We start from the raw sequence: 17,783 nt of genomic DNA, 5'->3' as shown, positions 1-17,783 counted from the left end.
GCAGTTTTTTTCATGTGACATAAATTGTTATAAGATCCGCAGTCTCCCTCGCGGGTTAACATTCCTCTCCAGGGAAATAATGAAACAAAAGAGCACGGAGGGGATATGCATGTCATTAGGCGGAAAGAAGCGCATATTTTATATTCTAATAGCTTTCAGTTCTATTATTGTGATGTATGCACTGCGAATCGCCTGGATTCAGACTCACGCTGCTCTGGTGGCGGTGACCGCTTCAGGCAAAACGATAAATGAGCTGGCCGTACGGCAGCGAGAGCAAGGCGTCGAGCTTGACTCCGGCAGAGGTAACTTCTTCGACAGGTATGGGCGGCAATTAACTGGTTCCACCACCTGGTCACCGGTGCTGTTCCCGGTGAAGAAGCTGCCGGAACAGGATGATCTATCGCGGATCGCCGATATGCTGGGGGTCTCTGTGCAGGAATTGAAGCGGAAATGGGCGAGTCTAGAGACCCCGTATATTTGGTCTGGCTCAGGCGGAGATACAGGATTTCCGATGACTTCAACGGCAGTTCGGCAACAATCGCTTACCCGTTTGGAAGGGCTTGAGGTGCTGCCGCATGTCGTCCGTTATCCCAGTGGTCAGTCTGGTCAGCAATGGCTTGGCTATGTGGCACAGCGTCCTGATGTGATCCGGCAAATCCGCAGCGAGAGCAAAGCGAATGAACAGCCCTCTATTTCGATGCAGGTCGGAGCTGCTGGGTTAGAGAGGACCTTCGACCGTTTCTTGCGCGGTGTTGGCAGTACACGGGTATATTATGCGGTGGATGGGAAGCGGGAGCCCTTCACGGATGTGGGCACTCGTGTCAAAGGGCCTGAGGACCGTTTCTATCCGCTGCAAATTCGAACGACGATCGATATGGTCATGCAGCAGAAGCTAGAGGCGCTTACGGAAGAGATGAGTGTGGACGAGGGGGCTGTAGTTGTACTTGATGCGGAGAAGGGCGATGTATTGGCGATGATATCGCGGCCTTTCTTCGATCCCAATCATATTGATCTGGCCGGGGGCAGCTGGAGCAATCGTGCACTCAAGGCAGTTCCGCCCGGCTCGATCTTCAAAACTGTTATTACAGCGGCTGCGCTGGAGAGCGGGGTCACCCATCCAGGGGAGAGGTTCCATTGCTCCGGACATTATGGCAAGTACGGCTTATCCTGTTGGAAAAAGGGTGGACATGGGGAGATTACGCTAGAGCAGGGGTATGCCCATTCCTGTAACATCGTGTTCGCTACATTAGGAGAACGATTATCGGCGCAGAGCATTGAGCTTGCTGCTGCCCGGCTCGGCCTCGGCCGCAAGATCGGCTGGCATGAGAAGAATTTCATGGGCGGAGCTGATCTCTGGCAATTTGATCATGAGGAGGACGGTGCTGTTTTTCGACAAGAGCGAGGCTTGGTGGACGGAGGGGTTCTGGCCCAGACAGCGATCGGTCAGCGAGATGTGCTTGTATCCCCGCTGCAGGCGGCGAACCTGATCGTAACCTTGCTTCATCAGGGGCAGGTATCCTCACCGAGGCTGGTCCATGAGATCCGCTTCCGTGACGGCTCTCTGTTCACAAGCATGCCCGAGCATCGCCTAACCTCATCGGCCGGTCAAATTGCACCGAGTACGGCCAATTTATTATTATCATGGATGAGTGAGACCGTCCAGTCGGGGACAGGGCGTTCTCTCAGACAAGCCGAATGGCAGTTGGCAGGGAAATCCGGGACCGCTCAGGTCACCAAGGCAGGCAAGGCTTATAATCATCAATGGTTCATCGGCTACGGGCCCGTAGGTCATCCCAAATATGCGGTAAGTGTGCTTGTGCAGAACCGACCTGAGGGCTCGGAGCATAAGGCCATGGCATTGTTCAGAAGGACGATGGATTTTCTCGCCGCTTATCAGCCGGGACAGATGTGATGCAGCGAATGACAGCAAGCTTTCAGATTCATTTTTCAAAAAATGCGCTAATTATACCCAGGGTGTGATAAAATAGTTAGGATGCTATTCAATATGTGTAGGTTTGAAGGGGAACCTTTTGATCTGCCTCTATAGAGCGTGAGAAAAGCTATGAATCAGAGAGAAGTGGGGAAAGCGACATGGAGACTTTGCTGATATGGCTGTTTTACATTTCATCGTTGTATGCTTTTATACCAGGGCTGATCACGCGGCTGTTTGGCTATCGTGTGTTCAAGCATGGTTCAAGTAAGGATGAATTTGCCCTTACCTTTGATGATGGCCCGGATCACTACTACACTCCTCAGCTCCTTGATTTACTCAAGCGTTATGATGCGAAGGCGACCTTCTTTGTCGTCGGCGCCAATGCCGAGAGGAATCCTGAGTTGATCAGACGAATGTATGAGGAAGGACATCTGATCGGGATCCATAATTATGTGCATAAGACGAACTGGCTGATGGGTCCGGGTGCGGTGAAGAAGCAAATTCATAAGACCAATAAGATTATTCACGAGGTGACGGGCCACAATACGCATTATTACAGACCGCCATGGGGAATTGTGAATATGTTCGATTTCACGAGCCGGAACGATGTGCAGATCGTGCTCTGGTCGGCGATGTTCAGCGATTGGCGTAAGCGTGTCGGCGCTAAGCGCTTAACTCAGCGTATGATGAAGAAGCTGCGCGGCGGAGAGGTATTCCTGCTGCATGATTGCGGGGCTACGCTCGGTGCGGATAATGAAGCTCCCCGCGAGATGCTGATCGCATTGGAACGGGTGCTGGAGGAAGCGCAGAAGCGCGGGCTGCGCAGTGTGCGGATCGACCGCTTGATGGAGACGGATAGCAGCCAGAAGGATACCAAGGCGAAGCATAAGGCAGGAAATGGTGTGCGCGCTTTGAGCTGGTGGAAGAGATCCGTAGTGGCGCTGTGGTTCTTGTGGGAGAAGCTGTTTCATCTCATCTTCCATCTGCATACGGCGAATGCGCAGGATCCGATATTTCATTTCCGCAGCCGTCCGTATCATGGGGAGACCGTGGAATTGTCGGAAGGGACTATGCTGCAGGCCGGTGATCAGGTGCTTGAGCTGCATTTCGATAACAGGAAGCTGTTCCAGATCGGAATGAAGTCGAAATCGACGGTTCATTTGGCCATTCAAATGATCAGGCAGGTTGAGAAGGCCTTACCGGAAATTGCTCAATATGTGGTCGACCATCCAGAACTGCATGATGTCAAGGCGCTGTATGGGGTCACGATGATTAATCGGGGACCTGAGAAGTTCGGCTTTATCGTGACAGATTTACCGAAGGGATTCTTCTCCAGCTCTTCACGAATTTATTTGAAGTTTCTGATGAGAGTCATTCATCCGGACGGGGGGAATAGACTGAAGCAGGCTCCCGAGCAGCTGGTGCCGAAGCTGATCTTGATGTCGATGGATCATTTGCTGAAGCAATATCTGAAGGATGGCTCACATCATCGCATTCGCCATGAGAGACAGATGGAGGAGGATGAAGAGGAGTCGGTAATCAGTACGACGCTACCTTGCAGATAACGGTTATTATCTATTGTTTATACAAAAAGCCTTGCCCCTTTGATTCCGATGGGGCAAGGCTTTTTGAGTCTCTTGACGAGACAACAGGCTTTTATCTTCTGTTCTCTTAAATCTTCATAACTCCGCCGGAGCTGGCATTCGTAACGAGCTTGGAGTAACGGGCCAGGTATCCAGTCTTCACCTTCGGCTCGAAGCCTTTCCAGTTGGCACGGCGGGCGGCCAGCACTTCTTCATCGACTAACAGCTCGATTTTGCGATTGTTGAGATCCAGCTCGATGATGTCACCGTCCTCTACGAAAGCGATCGGTCCGCCCTCAGCTGCTTCCGGAGAGATATGGCCGATGCTGATGCCGCGCGAAGCTCCTGAGAAGCGTCCATCGGTGATCAGACCGACCTTGGCACCGAGGCCCATGCCGGCGATTTGGGAAGTAGGCGCGAGCATTTCCGGCATTCCCGGTCCGCCCTTCGGTCCCTCGTAGCGGATGACTACAACACAGCCCTCCTTGACCTTGCCATTGGCGATTCCTTCGAGCGTTTCCTCCTGGGAGTCGAAACAGACGGCTGGGCCTTTATGGTATCCGCCAACGGCTGGATCGACAGCGCCGACCTTGATCACGGAGCCTTCCGGCGCGAGATTTCCGTACAAGATAGCCAGGCCGCCTTTCTCCGAATAAGGCTGATCGAGCGTATGAATGACGCTGGTATCCTTGATCTCACAGCCGGCGACATTCTCGGCAATCGTCTTGCCGGTCACCGTCATTTGTTCGCCGAAGAAGGCGCCCGGTTTCTTCAATAACTCATGGATGACGGCGCTGACACCGCCTGCCCGCTCGACATCCTCGATGAAGATATCGGAAGCCGGTGCAAGCTTGGCGATATGAGGCACGCGGTTCGCGACTTCATTGATCCGTTCCAGCGGATAATCGATCCCTGCTTCTTGGGCCAGGGCAAGGGTATGCAATACGGTGTTCGTCGATCCGCCCATCGCCATATCCAGGGCAAAGGCATTATCGATGGATTCTTTGGTGACGATGTCACGCGGCTTGAGGTCAAGCTTGATCAATTCCATCAGCTGCTGTGCAGATTTCTTAACGAAGTCGCGGCGCTCTTCCGATACAGCCAGAATCGTACCATTGCCTGGCATCGCGAGCCCGAGCGCTTCAGCCAGACAGTTCATGGAGTTGGCGGTAAACATGCCGGAACAAGACCCGCAGGTTGGACAGCCGTACTGTTCTAGCTCCAGCAGATCGGAATCATTGATTTGGCCGGCCTGATGCGCGCCTACGCCTTCGAATACAGAGGTTAATGACAGCTTGCGTCCTTTGCTGTCCACCCCGGCTTTCATCGGTCCGCCGCTGACGAAGATCGTCGGAATGTTGACGCGGAGCGCCCCCATCATCATACCGGGAGTGATCTTGTCACAGTTCGGAATGCAGACCATGCCATCGAACCAGTGGGCGGATACGACAGTTTCCAGCGCATCGGCGATAATCTCGCGGCTCGGCAAGGAGTAGCGCATCCCGATATGTCCCATCGCAATCCCGTCATCAACGCCGATGGTATTGAATTCGAACGGTACTCCGCCGGCTTCGCGGATCGCCTCTTTGACAATTTTGCCGAACTCTTGCAAGTGAACATGCCCAGGGACAATGTCAATATAGGAATTACATACGGCGATAAAAGGTTTGTTGAAGTCTTCTTCCTTAACGCCAGCAGCACGGAGCAAGCTGCGGTGCGGCGCACGGTCGAAGCCTTTCTTGATCATGTCTGAACGCATTTTCTTGGCTGTCATATAGACGATCCCCCCATGAGTAGAATGTAGTTTAGATTTTGGAACTTTACACCGCTAAAGGTTTTCTTTACAGTCTATCATATGTATTCTGCTTTTTCTAGCAATCAAATATAGTAAATATCCGTATAAACCGCTCCTGTCTGCACAAGCTCCAAGCCTACAAAAATGCAGGTTTTACCGCTAGAAATCAACGGTTCACAACTCAGGGCTTGCTGGCCGACCTAGTACCGAAGGAATGTGTGGCCCGGCGCTCCAAATTGAGGAGCCATTGGATGGACGGTTCGATCATCGGCGAGCTGAGCCTGCGGACGAACGGCTGACATAGTAGCAGGGTCATGGCAACGGCAGCAGCAATGATCCCCAAGGAGGCCGCGTCGCTATGAATCCAGTCATAGATGGGCGAGAGCGCCGCCAGCCGGATGATGAAGCCATGCAGCAAGAATACATACAGGGTTCTGCGCCCCATATCGGTGAGCGCACTTCTGTGCCAGGGGACAAAGGCGAGAAAGGAAGCAGCAGCGACCAATTGCAGCAAATACAAGAGCAACCGGAAGAAACCTGTGTACCAGGCCGGTTCACCCAACTGAACGTAAGTCATATTGCCATAGAGCCATCCAGGAGCTATGTTCATACCGCCGATCGCGATGAATAGGAGCAGTAGGACGGAAGCGGTCATAGAGAGTATTTTCACATTGCGGGTATAGAATGCTCTTAAGCGGGCGAAGGACAAGTGATAGCCGATGATGAAGAATGGGAAGAAGACGAAGGTCCGTGAAATGCTGAACCAGACACCGTCTACCGGCAAGTAGCCGACCGAGATACCGAGTAGTATGGAAGTAATGATCTGCTGAGGTAGCGACCACCTGTGAATGAGCATCTTCAGCAGGCGCCAGCAAACATGGCTTGCCAAGAACCAGAGCAGCAAGTAAGGGGCGAAATAGGAATAATGGGTATTATGGACATGGAACCAGAGAGCGTCCAGAGCTAAATATAAGGTTTGAAAAATAGCGTACTGCAAGCCGATTTGCAATAGCGCCTTACGACCGGAGTCCCCGAACAGATTGCTCCTTGCGAAATAACCTGTAACTAAGACGAACAGCGGCATATGAAAAGTGAATATCCACATATATAAAGCTTCCATGCCAGCGAGCCTGGTGATTAACGGTTCAATGGCATTGCCGACAAAGACGCAAACGATCAGTAAAAAGCGCAGATTCAGAAAAAATGTCTCTCCCCGTGAACTTATACAATGGTTAGTCATGGCGAAGGCGATACCTCTCTTTTGCTCTGCCGGATTGCGCAGGTTGTGTCATTACGTTTTAAAATAAATTAATAAAAATTTTGACAATCATCGTTCAGCTATAAGGTACTATCTTTATAGAAGCCACTTTGTGATTATAATCACGATAGAAAGCGCTAACAGTTTGTTAAGCTGTGTCAATCTGTTGACATATGTTCTATTTCAGTGTGGATCATGGGCGTTTTGTCTGGATCAGCACTTAAAGGTACAATAGAAGAGACAAATAATGTGAATAAACATGAGGAGAAACGTTGGAGGTGAGATGATGACGCAGGTCCGGATAGGAGGCCAGACGATTCCCTGCTCCGGGATATTGTTCGATAAGGATGGTACGCTGTTAGATTTTATGCAGATGTGGGGATCGTGGGCGGAGAAACTGATCGCTTTACTGGATAATGATTTGACAGAACTTGGAGCGGAGCCTATCAGAGAACAGAGTGAGCGGCTGGGTCTGATCATCGATCCGACAAGAGGCATTATCGGCTATGATAAGACCGGCCCGATTGCGATGGGGACGGAGGAAGAGGTTACAGCGCTGCTGGCCTGGAAGCTATATGCCGTGGGCATTCCCTGGAATGAAGCGACCATGCAGGTAAGACGCCATAATAAGCGGGCGATGCAGGAACTGACCAAGCAGAAGAACACGGTGCCACTGCCGGGATTGCCTGAATTTCTGCAGGCCTGTCATGAGGCCGGGATGAAGCTTGCTGTAGTTACATCGGATACCACGCGGGAGGCTGAGAAGCATTTGGACTGGATGGGGCTGCGCCGTTATTTTTCAAGCGTCGTCGGTCGTGATCGTGTCCGTAAGGGGAAGCCCGACCCGGAGATGGCGCAGCTGGCCATTAAGGAGATAGGATTGCTACCGCAGCAATGCATTGTGATCGGAGACAGTAATGGCGATATGGTGATGGGAAGACTGGCCGCGGCGTCATATATGATCGGCATCGCTGAGGATGGAACTGGTGAGAGCTATTTGTTGGACGCAGATGCTATCATTCGCAGCTATTCGGAATTATCAGTTCTGTCGGCTCAGTAAGTATTAAATAAGAACAAAGGGGATCTGAAAGATGGAAAAGAAGAAGATAGAACTGTTGGCAAAATGGATCGGAGAGAGCGAGAGGATCGTATTCTTCGGTGGGGCGGGGATTTCGACCGAGAGTGGAATTCCCGACTTCCGGTCTGCTGCGGGAATTTATCAAATGGAGACGGCTTCTCCCTATGCGCCAGAGGAGATACTCAGCCGTCCATTCTTCGACCGTCATCCTGAGGTGTTCTATGATTTCTACAAGACGAAGATGATTCATACGGAGGCTCGTCCTAACCCGGCTCATGTCAGTCTGGCCAAGCTGGAGCAGGAGGGCAAGCTGACTCATATCATTACGCAAAATATCGACGGCCTGCATCAACTGGCTGGCAGCAAGAAGGTGCTCGAGCTTCACGGCTCAATCCATCGCAATTACTGTATGAGCTGCCGACTATTTCATAGCCTGGATGAGGTGATGCAGAGCCGATCCGTTGTACCGACTTGCCATGCTTGCGGGGGGATCGTCAAGCCGGATGTGGTCCTGTATGGCGAGAATCTCGACAATCAGGTGCTGTCGGAGAGTATTCAAGCGATCGCGGCGGCGGATTTGCTGCTGATCGGCGGCACATCCTTGACCGTTCAACCGGCGGCGCATCTAGTGACTTATTTCAATGGAGGACGGACGGTGCTGCTCAATGCTTCACCAACTGCCTATGATCATCGTGCCGATCTGTTGATTACGGACCCGATTGGTGCGGTTATGGCGGAAGTCAGCCAATTCCTATAGGCACTTATCGTCACCTGCCTGCGTACAATAAGCTTATAACAACATTGCGAGGTGGGTACGATGATCATTCTTCCGCCAGGAGAAGCGGAGCAGATCGGGCGGATGGAGCTAACCGCCCTCGAGCAACAGATTTTACGGATGAAGCAGGAAAGCCCAGAGGAATATCATTATAGTTCTATAGATAATCTGAAGTTTGAGCTAAGGACCAGAGGGAAAATTGTCGAGTCCTCCCATGCTCTATACGATAGCGGTGCGAGATTTGCTACTTTTCAAACCTCACGCTGTAATGCGGATTACTGGATTCGTCTCGCTAATGGGGGATTCCAACAGCGCAGTGATGTGACCCCGGCGGAGGCGATCCGCGATATTTTCAAAAATGGTCCGAAGTATGCATTCGAATGTGCAACGGCTATGGTGATTGTTCTGTACAATGGTGTATTAGAGATGATTGGTGATCAGTCGTTTAATACCTATTTTGCTGATTTGGTGCTGTATGATTGGAAGTATGACAGTGATTTGCGCATTAATTCATTTAGCGGGGTTGAGGCTTTCCCTGGGGATGTGCTCTATTTCAAGAACCCGGATTTTGATCCTTCTACACCACAATGGCAGGGGGAGAATGCCATTCTGCTACCGGAGGAACTCTATTATGCCCACGGGATCGGTATCGTGACAGCAGATTATATCATACGTTCCCTGAATGCCAAAAGAAAACCAGGCAGCACGACTTCAGCCTACCTGATGGATGTTGTGGACTCCCTGGATTTTGCCTATACCCAAAGGCTGAGCCAAGGCGTAGCAAGGGTTGGAGCCCGCATCTATTTGCTTTCTTGATATATCGGATGACATCGGATATGATATGTTTCGTAAGTGGAAATTATTGGCGGACACCCTCATCAAGTCGATCAGGCTGTGAGGGTGTTTTTTGTAGATTTTCTTAGGCAGTCAGGAGGTCAGTTTTGTCCTGCTGCATTTTTACGGTACTCGCTGGGAGATTCACCGTGAAATCGGCGGAATTGACGCGAGAAATACAAGGCATCGGTGAGTCCGACCGAGGCGGAGATCTGTTCGATGGATAGTTCAGGTCTCTCTCGCAGCAGCTGCCGGGACTTATCGATTCTGAGCTTGAGCAAATAAGTGACCGGAGTCAAGCCGGTAGCCTTCTTGAATATGCGCGACAGATAAGCACGGTTATATCCGAGGCTAGAGCACATTTGTTCAATAGAGATCGGATGCGCATATTGGCTGCTCATATAATATATCATTTGCTTGACGGTTCGCTGGACCCCGGATTCTCCGGCAGGCAGAGCGGATTCGCGCACCAGCTTCTCTTCCGCCTCGGCCATGATCAGGTGCAGATAACCTAGTGAGGCGGAATGAGAGCTAGGTTTTCGTGTCCGAAAAACTTGCAGCACAGACTCTAACATCCCGGGAATGGTGCTGTCTGAGCTGGAGCTGAACACCGCGGTCTGCGGAGTGAATCCGGCGCGCTGGACAAGCTCGGCTGCTTTATCGCCCGTGAAGGCAATCCAGCGGTACTGCCAAGGGTCACTCTTATCCGAGGCGTAGCTGACCAGTTGATCAGGCTGGATCAGGAAGCAATCTCCTGCACGAAGTGAGTAGTAGGCAAATTCAGTCCGAAAGCTTCCTTTACCCTGCTCAACAAAATGCAGCAGGAAATAATCATATACTTTTGGACCGAGTCGATGATCGGCTGCAGTCTGGCTCTCTCCCGCGAACAGCACATGTAGATCACTAGATTCGAAGACCTCCGGATTCGCGGCAGCGCTGTAGGTTTCCTGGAGCATAGGGCAACCTCCTCTATCTATACTACTTATATTCTACTATCTGGGGTCACATTTATCCATATATAGCTCGCATAGATGCATTACGAATGCGGCCTATATTTCTTATACTTAAGTCAAGGAATTAAAATGATTGATGAGGTGTCCATAACGATGAGACGACAAGAGATGGAACAATTGTTTATATCACGGTACGGTGAGAGCACGCAAGCTGTATCAGTCTTCAATGCGCCGGGGCGCGTGAATCTGATCGGCGAGCATATTGACTATAACGGCGGATATGTGCTGCCAGCAGCATTGGAGGTTGGCACGACGATGGCGATCCGCAAGCGCGCTGACCAGAAGGTATTATTCGCTTCTACAAACCTCCCCTATCAGGCTGAGTTCGATGTACAGCAGCTTGGCAGCAGCAAGACCGGCGAGTGGGTGGATTATCCGATCGGCGTCATCGTAGAGCTTGGCAAGCTTGGCGTTCAACTAAACAGTGGCTATGAAATTCTGTTCCATGGTGAAATTCCTAATGGAGCGGGTCTCTCATCCTCCGCTTCTATCGAGGTTGTAACGGCCTATGGATTGCTGATCATGGAGAAGCAGCCTGCCGATAAGGTGGAAATCGCTAAACTATCGCAGCGGGCTGAGAATCAGTTCGTGGGTGTAAACAGCGGAATTATGGATCAGTTCGCAGTTGCGAACGGGGCTAAAGATCATGCGATCCTGTTGATGTGCGACACGCTGGAGTTTGAATGGGTGCCTTTTGTAACAGGGGCTTATAAGCTCGTCATCAGCAACACGAACAAGCGCAGAGGGCTAGTGGATTCCAAATATAATGAGCGCCGTGAGCAATGCGACGCGGCCTTGAAGCTTTTACAGCAGGACGTACCTGGCTTGGAGTACCTGGCGCATCTGTCCACAGAGCAATTGGAGCCGTTGAAGGGCAAATTCACAGATGAAGTGCTCCTGCAAAGAGCGACCCATGTCGTTGAAGAGAATGCCAGAGTGCTGAAGTCGGTCGAAGCGCTGCGCGCTAATGATTTGGCTGGCTTCGGGCAATTGATGAATGCTTCCCACGCTTCCCTGCGTGATCTATATGAAGTTAGCTGTATGGAGCTGGATGTGTTGGTTGAGGAAGCGCAGAAGATCGAAGGCACACTCGGTTCGCGGATGACCGGCGCTGGCTTTGGCGGATGTACTGTATCGCTGGTTCATGAGGATTCTGTCGAGCGGTTCTTAGCTGAGGTAGGCGCAGCTTATGAGAAGAGAACGGGCCTGAAGGGCGAATTTTATGTATGCGGCGTGGGCGATGGAGTCCATGAAATGAAGGAGGCTAATTAAAATGGGGATTTTGATCACTGGCGGAGCAGGATATATCGGTTCCCACACGGTAGCAGAGCTGCTGGCTCAAGGTAAGGAAGTAGTCGTTATCGATAATTTGCAGACTGGACATAAGGATGCGCTCCTGGGCGGAAAGTTGTATGAAGGCGATCTGCGTGATAAGGAGCTGCTGGCGAAGCTATTCGCTGAGAATGAGATCGAGGCGGTCATTCATTTTGCGGCGAATTCTCTGGTAGGAGAGAGCATGAAGGACCCGGTAAAATATTACGACAACAATGTGTACGGCACGCTATGCTTGCTGGAAGCAATGGATCAGGCGAATGTCCGCAAAATTGTGTTCTCCTCCACGGCAGCCACCTATGGTGAGCCGGAGAAGGTGCCGATTGAGGAGAGCGATCCAACCCATCCGACGAATGTGTACGGTGAGACGAAGCTGACGATGGAACGGATGATGGCCTGGTTCGATCAGGTGCTCGGCATCAAATATGTGGCCTTGCGTTACTTCAACGCAGCTGGCGCTCATGCCAGCGGCAAGATTGGCGAGGATCATAAACCGGAAACCCATCTCATCCCGCTTATTTTGCAGGCGGCGCTGGGACAGCGCGAATCGATCAAGATTTTTGGTGATGACTATAATACTCCAGATGGGACATGTATCCGCGATTATATCCATGTCAGTGATTTAGCGGACGCTCATCTGCGTGCTGTTGAATACTTGATCGCTGGTGGTGATAGCGATGTATTCAACCTCGGCAGTGGCCAAGGCTTCTCGGTCAAAGAGATGATCGAGGCAGTGCGTGAAGTGACCGGCCGTGATTTCCCGGTGCAGACAACACCGCGCCGTGCGGGTGATCCCGCTGTGTTGATCGCTTCTTCCAACAAGGCAAGAACGGTGCTTGGCTGGAAGCCTTCGCGCGACAATCTGCATGACATTATCGGCAGTGCCTGGAACTGGCATAGCAATCATCCGGAAGGCTATAACGATTAAGGAGTGGGCAGAAGTGAGAGCTGAAGACAAGAATAACAGTCAGAATGCACAGGCAGCGATCGAAAGACTGCTTCACTATGCACTGGAACAAGGATTAATCGACTGGTGGGATATGGATTATACCCGCAACCGTCTGCTGGAGCTATTCTCTTTCGATGAGCCTTTCGCCGGAGAGTTGCCGGAAGAGGTATTGTCCAGTCCGCAGCAGCCGCTTGAGGTGCTGATTGATTATGGCTATGAAATCGGACTTATTCCTGAAAATACAGTTACTTATCGTGATTTGCTCGATGCGCGGATTATGGGGCTGTTGATGCCTCGCCCGTCCGAGACGATCGCAGCTTTTCACAAGACGGAGGCTGATCGGGGGATTCAGGCGGCGACGGATGAATTTTACAAGCTGTCGGTGATGAGCAACTATATTCGTATGGATCGGGTCGCGCAGAATATTTATTGGGATCAACCCACTGCCTATGGTCCGATGGAGATTACGATCAACCTGTCCAAGCCGGAGAAGAACCCGAAGGAAATCGCGATGGCCAGGCTGCTTCCGCCGCCGGTCTATCCCAAATGCCAGCTATGCCGGGAAAATGTGGGCTACGCCGGACGGATCAATCATCCTGCTCGCCAGAATTTGCGCGTGATCCCGCTTGAGTTGAGCAGAGAACCGTGGTTTTTCCAATACTCGCCGTATGTGTACTATAACGAACATTGCATCGTTTTCCACCGCGATCATGTACCGATGAAGCTGACCAAGGATACCTTTAAGCGGCTGCTGGCATTTACGGCACAATTTCCGCATTATTTTATCGGATCTAATGCAGATTTGCCGATCGTCGGCGGTTCCATCCTGACGCATGACCATTTCCAGGGGGGGAGACATACGTTTCCGCTGGAGAAGGCACCGCAGGTCGCAAAGTTCCGGCATCCGTCCTATGCAGGCGTTACAGCCGGTATCGTTCATTGGCCGATGACAGTGCTGCGGCTGAGCGGTCAGGACCCTGACATTCTGCTGGAAGCGGCGAATGATGTATATGAGCAGTGGAAGTCATACAGTGATCCAGCCGCAGAGGTGTTGGCCTATACTGTAGCAGGCGGCGAGAAGGTTCCGCATAATACGGTGACTCCGATCGTGCGCCGCGGTGCGGACGGCAGCTTCGAGATGGATGTGGTGCTGCGCAACAACCGGACGAGTGAGCAGCATCCGGAAGGGATCTTCCACCCGCATCGGGAGATGCATCATATCAAGAAGGAGAATATCGGCCTGATTGAGGTGATGGGTCTGGCGATCCTGCCTGGGCGGTTGAAGGAAGAGCTGGGTGAAATCGCTGATATTTTAAGCGGCGATACAGTTCTATATGATGAAGTTACCTCCAATCCTGAATCCAAATTGGCGGTGCATGCCACATGGGTGAAGCAGTTGGTAGACGCCCATGGAATGGCGATGGCCAAGGAAGAGGCAGAAGCGCTGCTGCGTGACGAGGTCGGCCGCAAGTTCGCCGAGATTCTGGGACATGCAGGTGTGTTCAAGGCCACGGAGCAAGGGCGCGAAGCTTTCCGCCGCTTTGTGACCAGCGCTGGGTATGAACCGTTGAGTGAATCATAGAAATGAACAGGGCTAAGCTCCAGAATTCTGGAGCTTAGCCCTGTTTTGCTGGGGGGATCGGTCAGATTACCGTTAGTGTGGTACTTATCGTTATTCGGGTGAAAGTCAGGCATTTAGCCCTTGTTCTGCCCCAATAGCGATCCCCAGTTTTGTTAGATGTTCAAAGGACTCTTTTTGACGCAGATAGCGATCCTTAGTTTCGTTATAAATTAGAATGGCTCAGAACAGCTTAGAGCCAGAATTCAACCTGCATATTCGCAGGAATTTCCTGTTGCTATACCCAAATTACAAGTATAATGGAAATGGGTGCAGAATTCGTCAAGAGGAAGAGTTATTGCAATTGAAATGCAACCGAATCCAGGATATCACGTAGTAGATATTACATATCATGATATGGTCAGTCGCTTTTACTAAGTTACTAAGGAGGGAAGGAGATGGACGGATTATTTTGGGGCTGTTTTATCGGCGGTGCGGTATTCGCCTTGGCAAGCACACTTCTGGGCGATATTATCGGCAGCTGGATCGATGGAATTTTCGATCTGATCTCCATTGATTTCTTGAAGCCTATCATCACTGCTTCGGCGGTAACGACCTTTGGGGGAAGCGGTATTCTGTTAAGTCAGTATACAGGCCTGGGCAATACCCCGATTATTATCTTGTCTATTCTTATTGCCCTTCTACTGTCAGTGCTTGTATATTTCATCTATGTCAAACCGATGGAGAACAGCGAGAATTCGATTGGCTACTCCGAGGCCGATTTGCCCGGCAAACTGGGGGAAGTTACTATTCCCATAGGCGTTGGGGGGTTCGGCGAGATCATGATTAAGCAAGTGGCGGGAAATACGCTACATATTGCAGCTAGCTGGGATAAGAGGGAGATCTCAGTTGGTTCGGAGGTCGTGGTTGTGGATATGAAGGATGGAGTTGCACTAGTATCCGAATTGTATGGAACTAATGAAGAAGAGGAGATGATCTGATTGATCGAAGGATTTCCAGATTATTTGTTAATCCCAGGTATTATCATTGCGGTAATTCTAATTCTAGGTATCGCCTTTTGGGCTCGCTACAAGACGGTAAGCCCGGACGAAGCGATGCTGGTGACAGGCTCCTTCCTCGGGAACAGAAATGTCTCCGATGATGATTCCGGCCGTAAGATCAAGATTGTTCGTGGTGGTGGCGCTTTTATCTGGCCGATCTTCCAGAAGGCAGAGTTCATGTCCTTGCTGTCGCATAAGCTGGACGTCATGACACCGGAGGTCTATACCGAGCAGGGGGTTCCAGTATCTGCGGATGGAGTCGCTATTATCAAGGTCGGCAGCTCGGTGGAAGATGTGGCTACAGCAGCGGAACAATTTCTGGGCAAGCCAATTGAATCGCTCAAGGGTGAGGCTCAGGAAGTGCTGGAAGGTCATCTTCGTTCGATCCTCGGCGGAATGACAGTGGAGGAGGTTTATCGTAACCGCGATAAATTTGCGCAAGAGGTACAAGGAGTCGCGGCTCGCGATCTGAAGAAGATGGGGCTGCAGATCGTGTCGTTCACGATTAAGGATGTACGTGATAAGCATGGTTATCTGGAGGCACTCGGTAAGCCGCGGATTGCTGCTGTAAAGCGTGATGCCGATATCGCTGAGGCAGAGGCGCTGCGCGACGCAAGAGTTCAGAAGGCGCTTGCTGAAGAATCTGGGCAGAAGGCTGAATTGCTACGCGATACCAATATCGCGGAAGCGACCAAGGAGAAGGAACTGAAGATCGCTGCCTTCAAGAAGGATCAGGATACAGCCAAGGCAGAGGCGGACCAGGCATATGACATTCAGGAAGCCCGTGCCAAACAGACGATGGTCGAAGAACAAATGAAGGTAGAATTGGTTCGTAAAGAGCGGGAGATCGATCTGCAGGATAAGGAAATCATCGTCCGGCAGAAGCAGTATGATGCTGAAGTGAAGAAGAAGGCCGATGCGGATCGTTATGCGGTTGAACAAGCGGCGGAAGCCGATAAGGCTCGTAAAATGCGTGAGGCCGATGCATTGCAATATTCGATCGAGGCCCAAGCGCGTGCGGAGGCAGAACAGATACGGCTCGATGGTCTAGCCGTTGCTGATGCGGAGCGGGCTAAAGGGACGGCTGATGCGGAAATTATCCGTCTTCGCGGTCTAGCAGAGGCGGAGGCCAAGGAGAAGCTGGCCGATGCGTTCCAGAAGTTCGGCGAAGCGGCTGTGCTCGATATCATCGCCAAGATGCTGCCTGAATTAGCGGAGAAAATCGCAGCTCCGATCGCATCGATCGAGAAGCTTACCGTTGTGGATACCGGCAAGGGAGAAGGCGCGGCTCGCGTCAGCAATTATGTAACTGAGCTGATGGCTACGGCTCCGGAAATGATCAAGAATATTTCGGGGATCGAAATAGAGCAGCTGATCAAGGGGTTTACTCAGAGGAAAGTAGCTAATCCGGCTCCTGCAACACCTCCAGCTAACGCCGCTAAACCAGTTACCCCTATTGCTCCACCTAGTCCAACACAGGAATAATTTTCTCATAAATGTATACAATCTATGGACGTCTCATGTTATATGAGGCGTTCTTTCCTTTTAAATAGGCCCACCCAATAATTGTTTCTTATAATCGCTGGTAACGCTTTATCGGGTCAGTTATAATGAGTGTAAGCGTTCCGGACAACTGAATATCAATTAAATGAGGTGCAAATGTTGAAGAGCCTACGAGTGGCCAAGGTGTTGAATAACAACGTCATTATTGCTCGGCATCCTGAGCACGGTGAAGTTGTAGTGATCGGCAAAGGCATCGGCTTCAATCGGAAGAGCGGAGATTCCATTCTCCTGGACGCGATTGAGAAAATGTTCATCCTTACAGATCAAATGGAGCAGGAGCAGTATAAGCAGCTCGTTCCGCAGATCGATGAACAATTGATCGAGGTCATTGGCGAAATCATCTCGTATATTTCCCGGAAAACGCAATCGGAGCTCAATGAACATATACATATTGCGCTAACCGATCACCTCGCATTCGCTATTAAGCGTGCTGAACAGGATATTGCCTTCCATAATCCTTTTCTATATGAGACAAAGGAGATCTACCCCCTAGAGTTTGAACTGGCTGAATATGCGATCGATCTGATTCATAAGAAATTAGGGGTCGACCTTGGCGAGGATGAGATTGGTTTTGTTGCGCTTCACATCAACAGCGCAATCACTAATCGGCATATTAGCGAGGTTCGTGGACACGCGCAATTGATTGCTGATTTAGTGGCGATCATTGAGCAGGAGCTGCAAATTTCGATCTCCCGAAATTCACTGGATTATTCCAGGCTTCTTACCCATTTGAGGTTTGCGATTGAACGGGTGCGCAGGGGTGAATGTATTGGAGAGATTGAGCGTCTGGATGCTCTGCTACAGCAGGAGTATCCGAGCTTGTATATTCTGGCAACCAGATTGACTGAGGCTATGGAGCAGCGTCTGCATAAGCCGGTCTTTCATGCTGAAGTTAGCTATTTGACTATGCATCTACATCGTATTGTAGCATCGCAGACCAGTTAGCTTGGGAACTTGCGCTTGCCATAGAGGTTTGTTATACTTTTGATAAGTAATACAATAGCAGAATAACATCACAATGTGTCACTGATTCGATCAGGCATGAGTTGAT

The 17,783-nt window shown here is 50.9% G+C and carries 14 protein-coding genes; 11 read left to right on the top strand and 3 right to left on the bottom strand.

The features are described from left to right. The first annotated feature begins 109 nt into the window (after nt 1-109). Together BFJ94_RS12960 and BFJ94_RS12955 are read left to right on the top strand one after the other, a co-directional pair. Complete coding sequence (locus tag BFJ94_RS12960) at nt 110-1,912, top strand: peptidoglycan D,D-transpeptidase FtsI family protein (protein WP_120463045.1); 1,803 nt, start codon at nt 110-112, stop codon at nt 1,910-1,912. A gap of 179 nt (nt 1,913-2,091) precedes the next feature. Continuing rightward, the gene (locus BFJ94_RS12955) at nt 2,092-3,498 is read left to right on the top strand and encodes a polysaccharide deacetylase family protein (RefSeq protein WP_120463044.1); all 1,407 of its coding nucleotides are present in this window, start codon (nt 2,092-2,094) and stop codon (nt 3,496-3,498) included. A gap of 106 nt (nt 3,499-3,604) precedes the next feature. Here the strand turns inward: BFJ94_RS12955 and ilvD are convergent, their stop codons facing one another. Continuing rightward, complete coding sequence (ilvD, locus tag BFJ94_RS12950) at nt 3,605-5,290, bottom strand: dihydroxy-acid dehydratase (RefSeq protein WP_120463043.1); 1,686 nt, start codon at nt 5,288-5,290, stop codon at nt 3,605-3,607. 202 nt (nt 5,291-5,492) lie between these two features. Then, nucleotides 5,493-6,551, bottom strand: a complete 1,059-nt coding sequence (locus tag BFJ94_RS12945) for an acyltransferase family protein (protein ID WP_120463042.1) — start codon at nt 6,549-6,551, stop codon at nt 5,493-5,495. Between the two features lie 304 nt (nt 6,552-6,855). Between BFJ94_RS12945 and BFJ94_RS12940 the strand changes: the two genes are divergently transcribed. Genes BFJ94_RS12940 through tgl form a run of 3 tightly spaced genes read left to right on the top strand, consistent with a single transcriptional unit; the run spans nt 6,856 to nt 9,238 of the window. Continuing rightward, the gene (locus tag BFJ94_RS12940) at nt 6,856-7,629 is read left to right on the top strand and encodes an HAD family hydrolase (RefSeq protein WP_120463041.1); all 774 of its coding nucleotides are present in this window, start codon (nt 6,856-6,858) and stop codon (nt 7,627-7,629) included. A gap of 31 nt (nt 7,630-7,660) precedes the next feature. Next, nucleotides 7,661-8,404: an NAD-dependent protein deacylase gene (locus tag BFJ94_RS12935; protein WP_120463040.1), complete on the top strand. Its 744-nt coding sequence runs from the start codon at nt 7,661-7,663 to the stop codon at nt 8,402-8,404. 60 nt (nt 8,405-8,464) lie between these two features. Then, entirely contained in the window at nt 8,465-9,238 is a 774-nt protein-coding gene (gene tgl, locus BFJ94_RS12930) for a spore coat transglutaminase TGL (RefSeq protein ID WP_120463039.1), read from the top strand. 119 nt (nt 9,239-9,357) lie between these two features. Here the strand turns inward: tgl and BFJ94_RS12925 are convergent, their stop codons facing one another. Then, nucleotides 9,358-10,212: an AraC family transcriptional regulator gene (locus BFJ94_RS12925; protein ID WP_120463038.1), complete on the bottom strand. Its 855-nt coding sequence runs from the start codon at nt 10,210-10,212 to the stop codon at nt 9,358-9,360. A 150-nt stretch (nt 10,213-10,362) separates the two neighbouring features. On the opposite strand from BFJ94_RS12925, the gene BFJ94_RS12920 reads away from it, so the two are divergent. The 6 genes from BFJ94_RS12920 (at nt 10,363) to glcT (ending at nt 17,677) form a co-directional block, all read left to right on the top strand. After that, nucleotides 10,363-11,541, top strand: coding sequence for a galactokinase (locus tag BFJ94_RS12920; protein ID WP_120463037.1), 1,179 nt, complete (start codon nt 10,363-10,365; stop codon nt 11,539-11,541). A 1-nt stretch (nt 11,542) separates the two neighbouring features. After that, nucleotides 11,543-12,529, top strand: coding sequence for a UDP-glucose 4-epimerase GalE (gene galE / locus BFJ94_RS12915; protein ID WP_120463036.1), 987 nt, complete (start codon nt 11,543-11,545; stop codon nt 12,527-12,529). Nucleotides 12,530-12,542: 13 nt separating this feature from the next. Continuing rightward, entirely contained in the window at nt 12,543-14,132 is a 1,590-nt protein-coding gene (locus BFJ94_RS12910; protein WP_240431909.1) for a UDP-glucose--hexose-1-phosphate uridylyltransferase, read from the top strand. A 434-nt stretch (nt 14,133-14,566) separates the two neighbouring features. Further along, complete coding sequence (locus tag BFJ94_RS12905; RefSeq protein WP_120463034.1) at nt 14,567-15,109, top strand: NfeD family membrane protein; 543 nt, start codon at nt 14,567-14,569, stop codon at nt 15,107-15,109. Further along, on the top strand, nt 15,110-16,654 hold the full coding sequence (gene floT / locus BFJ94_RS12900) for a flotillin lipid rafts scaffold protein FloT (protein ID WP_120463033.1): 1,545 nt from the start codon (nt 15,110-15,112) through the stop codon (nt 16,652-16,654). A 177-nt stretch (nt 16,655-16,831) separates the two neighbouring features. Beyond that, nucleotides 16,832-17,677 carry a glucose PTS transporter transcription antiterminator GlcT gene (gene glcT / locus BFJ94_RS12895; RefSeq protein WP_120465223.1) on the top strand — a complete coding sequence of 282 codons (846 nt, stop codon included), beginning with the start codon at nt 16,832-16,834 and terminating at the stop codon, nt 17,675-17,677. The last annotated feature ends 106 nt before the right edge of the window (nt 17,678-17,783 follow it).

The sequence above is a fragment of the Paenibacillus aceti genome, from assembly GCF_003614185.1.
Taxonomy (GTDB): Bacteria; Bacillota; Bacilli; order Paenibacillales; family Paenibacillaceae; genus Fontibacillus; species Fontibacillus aceti.
Note: the sequence above shows the minus strand (reverse complement) of the source record. Positions and strands in the feature narration are given on the sequence as shown.

Excerpts from the sequence above, each read along its gene's own strand:
- tgl (WP_120463039.1), top strand. The coding sequence starts at position 8,465 with ATGATCATTCTTCCGCCAGGAGAAGCGGAGCAGATCGGGCGGATGGAG.
- ilvD (WP_120463043.1), bottom strand. The coding sequence starts at position 5,290 with ATGACAGCCAAGAAAATGCGTTCAGACATGATCAAGAAAGGCTTCGAC.
- BFJ94_RS12940 (WP_120463041.1), top strand. The coding sequence starts at position 6,856 with ATGACGCAGGTCCGGATAGGAGGCCAGACGATTCCCTGCTCCGGGATA.
- BFJ94_RS12955 (WP_120463044.1), top strand. The coding sequence starts at position 2,092 with ATGGAGACTTTGCTGATATGGCTGTTTTACATTTCATCGTTGTATGCT.
- BFJ94_RS12960 (WP_120463045.1), top strand. The coding sequence starts at position 110 with ATGTCATTAGGCGGAAAGAAGCGCATATTTTATATTCTAATAGCTTTC.
- BFJ94_RS12945 (WP_120463042.1), bottom strand. The coding sequence starts at position 6,551 with ATGACTAACCATTGTATAAGTTCACGGGGAGAGACATTTTTTCTGAAT.
- BFJ94_RS12925 (WP_120463038.1), bottom strand. The coding sequence starts at position 10,212 with ATGCTCCAGGAAACCTACAGCGCTGCCGCGAATCCGGAGGTCTTCGAA.
- galE (WP_120463036.1), top strand. The coding sequence starts at position 11,543 with ATGGGGATTTTGATCACTGGCGGAGCAGGATATATCGGTTCCCACACG.
- BFJ94_RS12905 (WP_120463034.1), top strand. The coding sequence starts at position 14,567 with ATGGACGGATTATTTTGGGGCTGTTTTATCGGCGGTGCGGTATTCGCC.
- BFJ94_RS12920 (WP_120463037.1), top strand. The coding sequence starts at position 10,363 with ATGAGACGACAAGAGATGGAACAATTGTTTATATCACGGTACGGTGAG.
- BFJ94_RS12935 (WP_120463040.1), top strand. The coding sequence starts at position 7,661 with ATGGAAAAGAAGAAGATAGAACTGTTGGCAAAATGGATCGGAGAGAGC.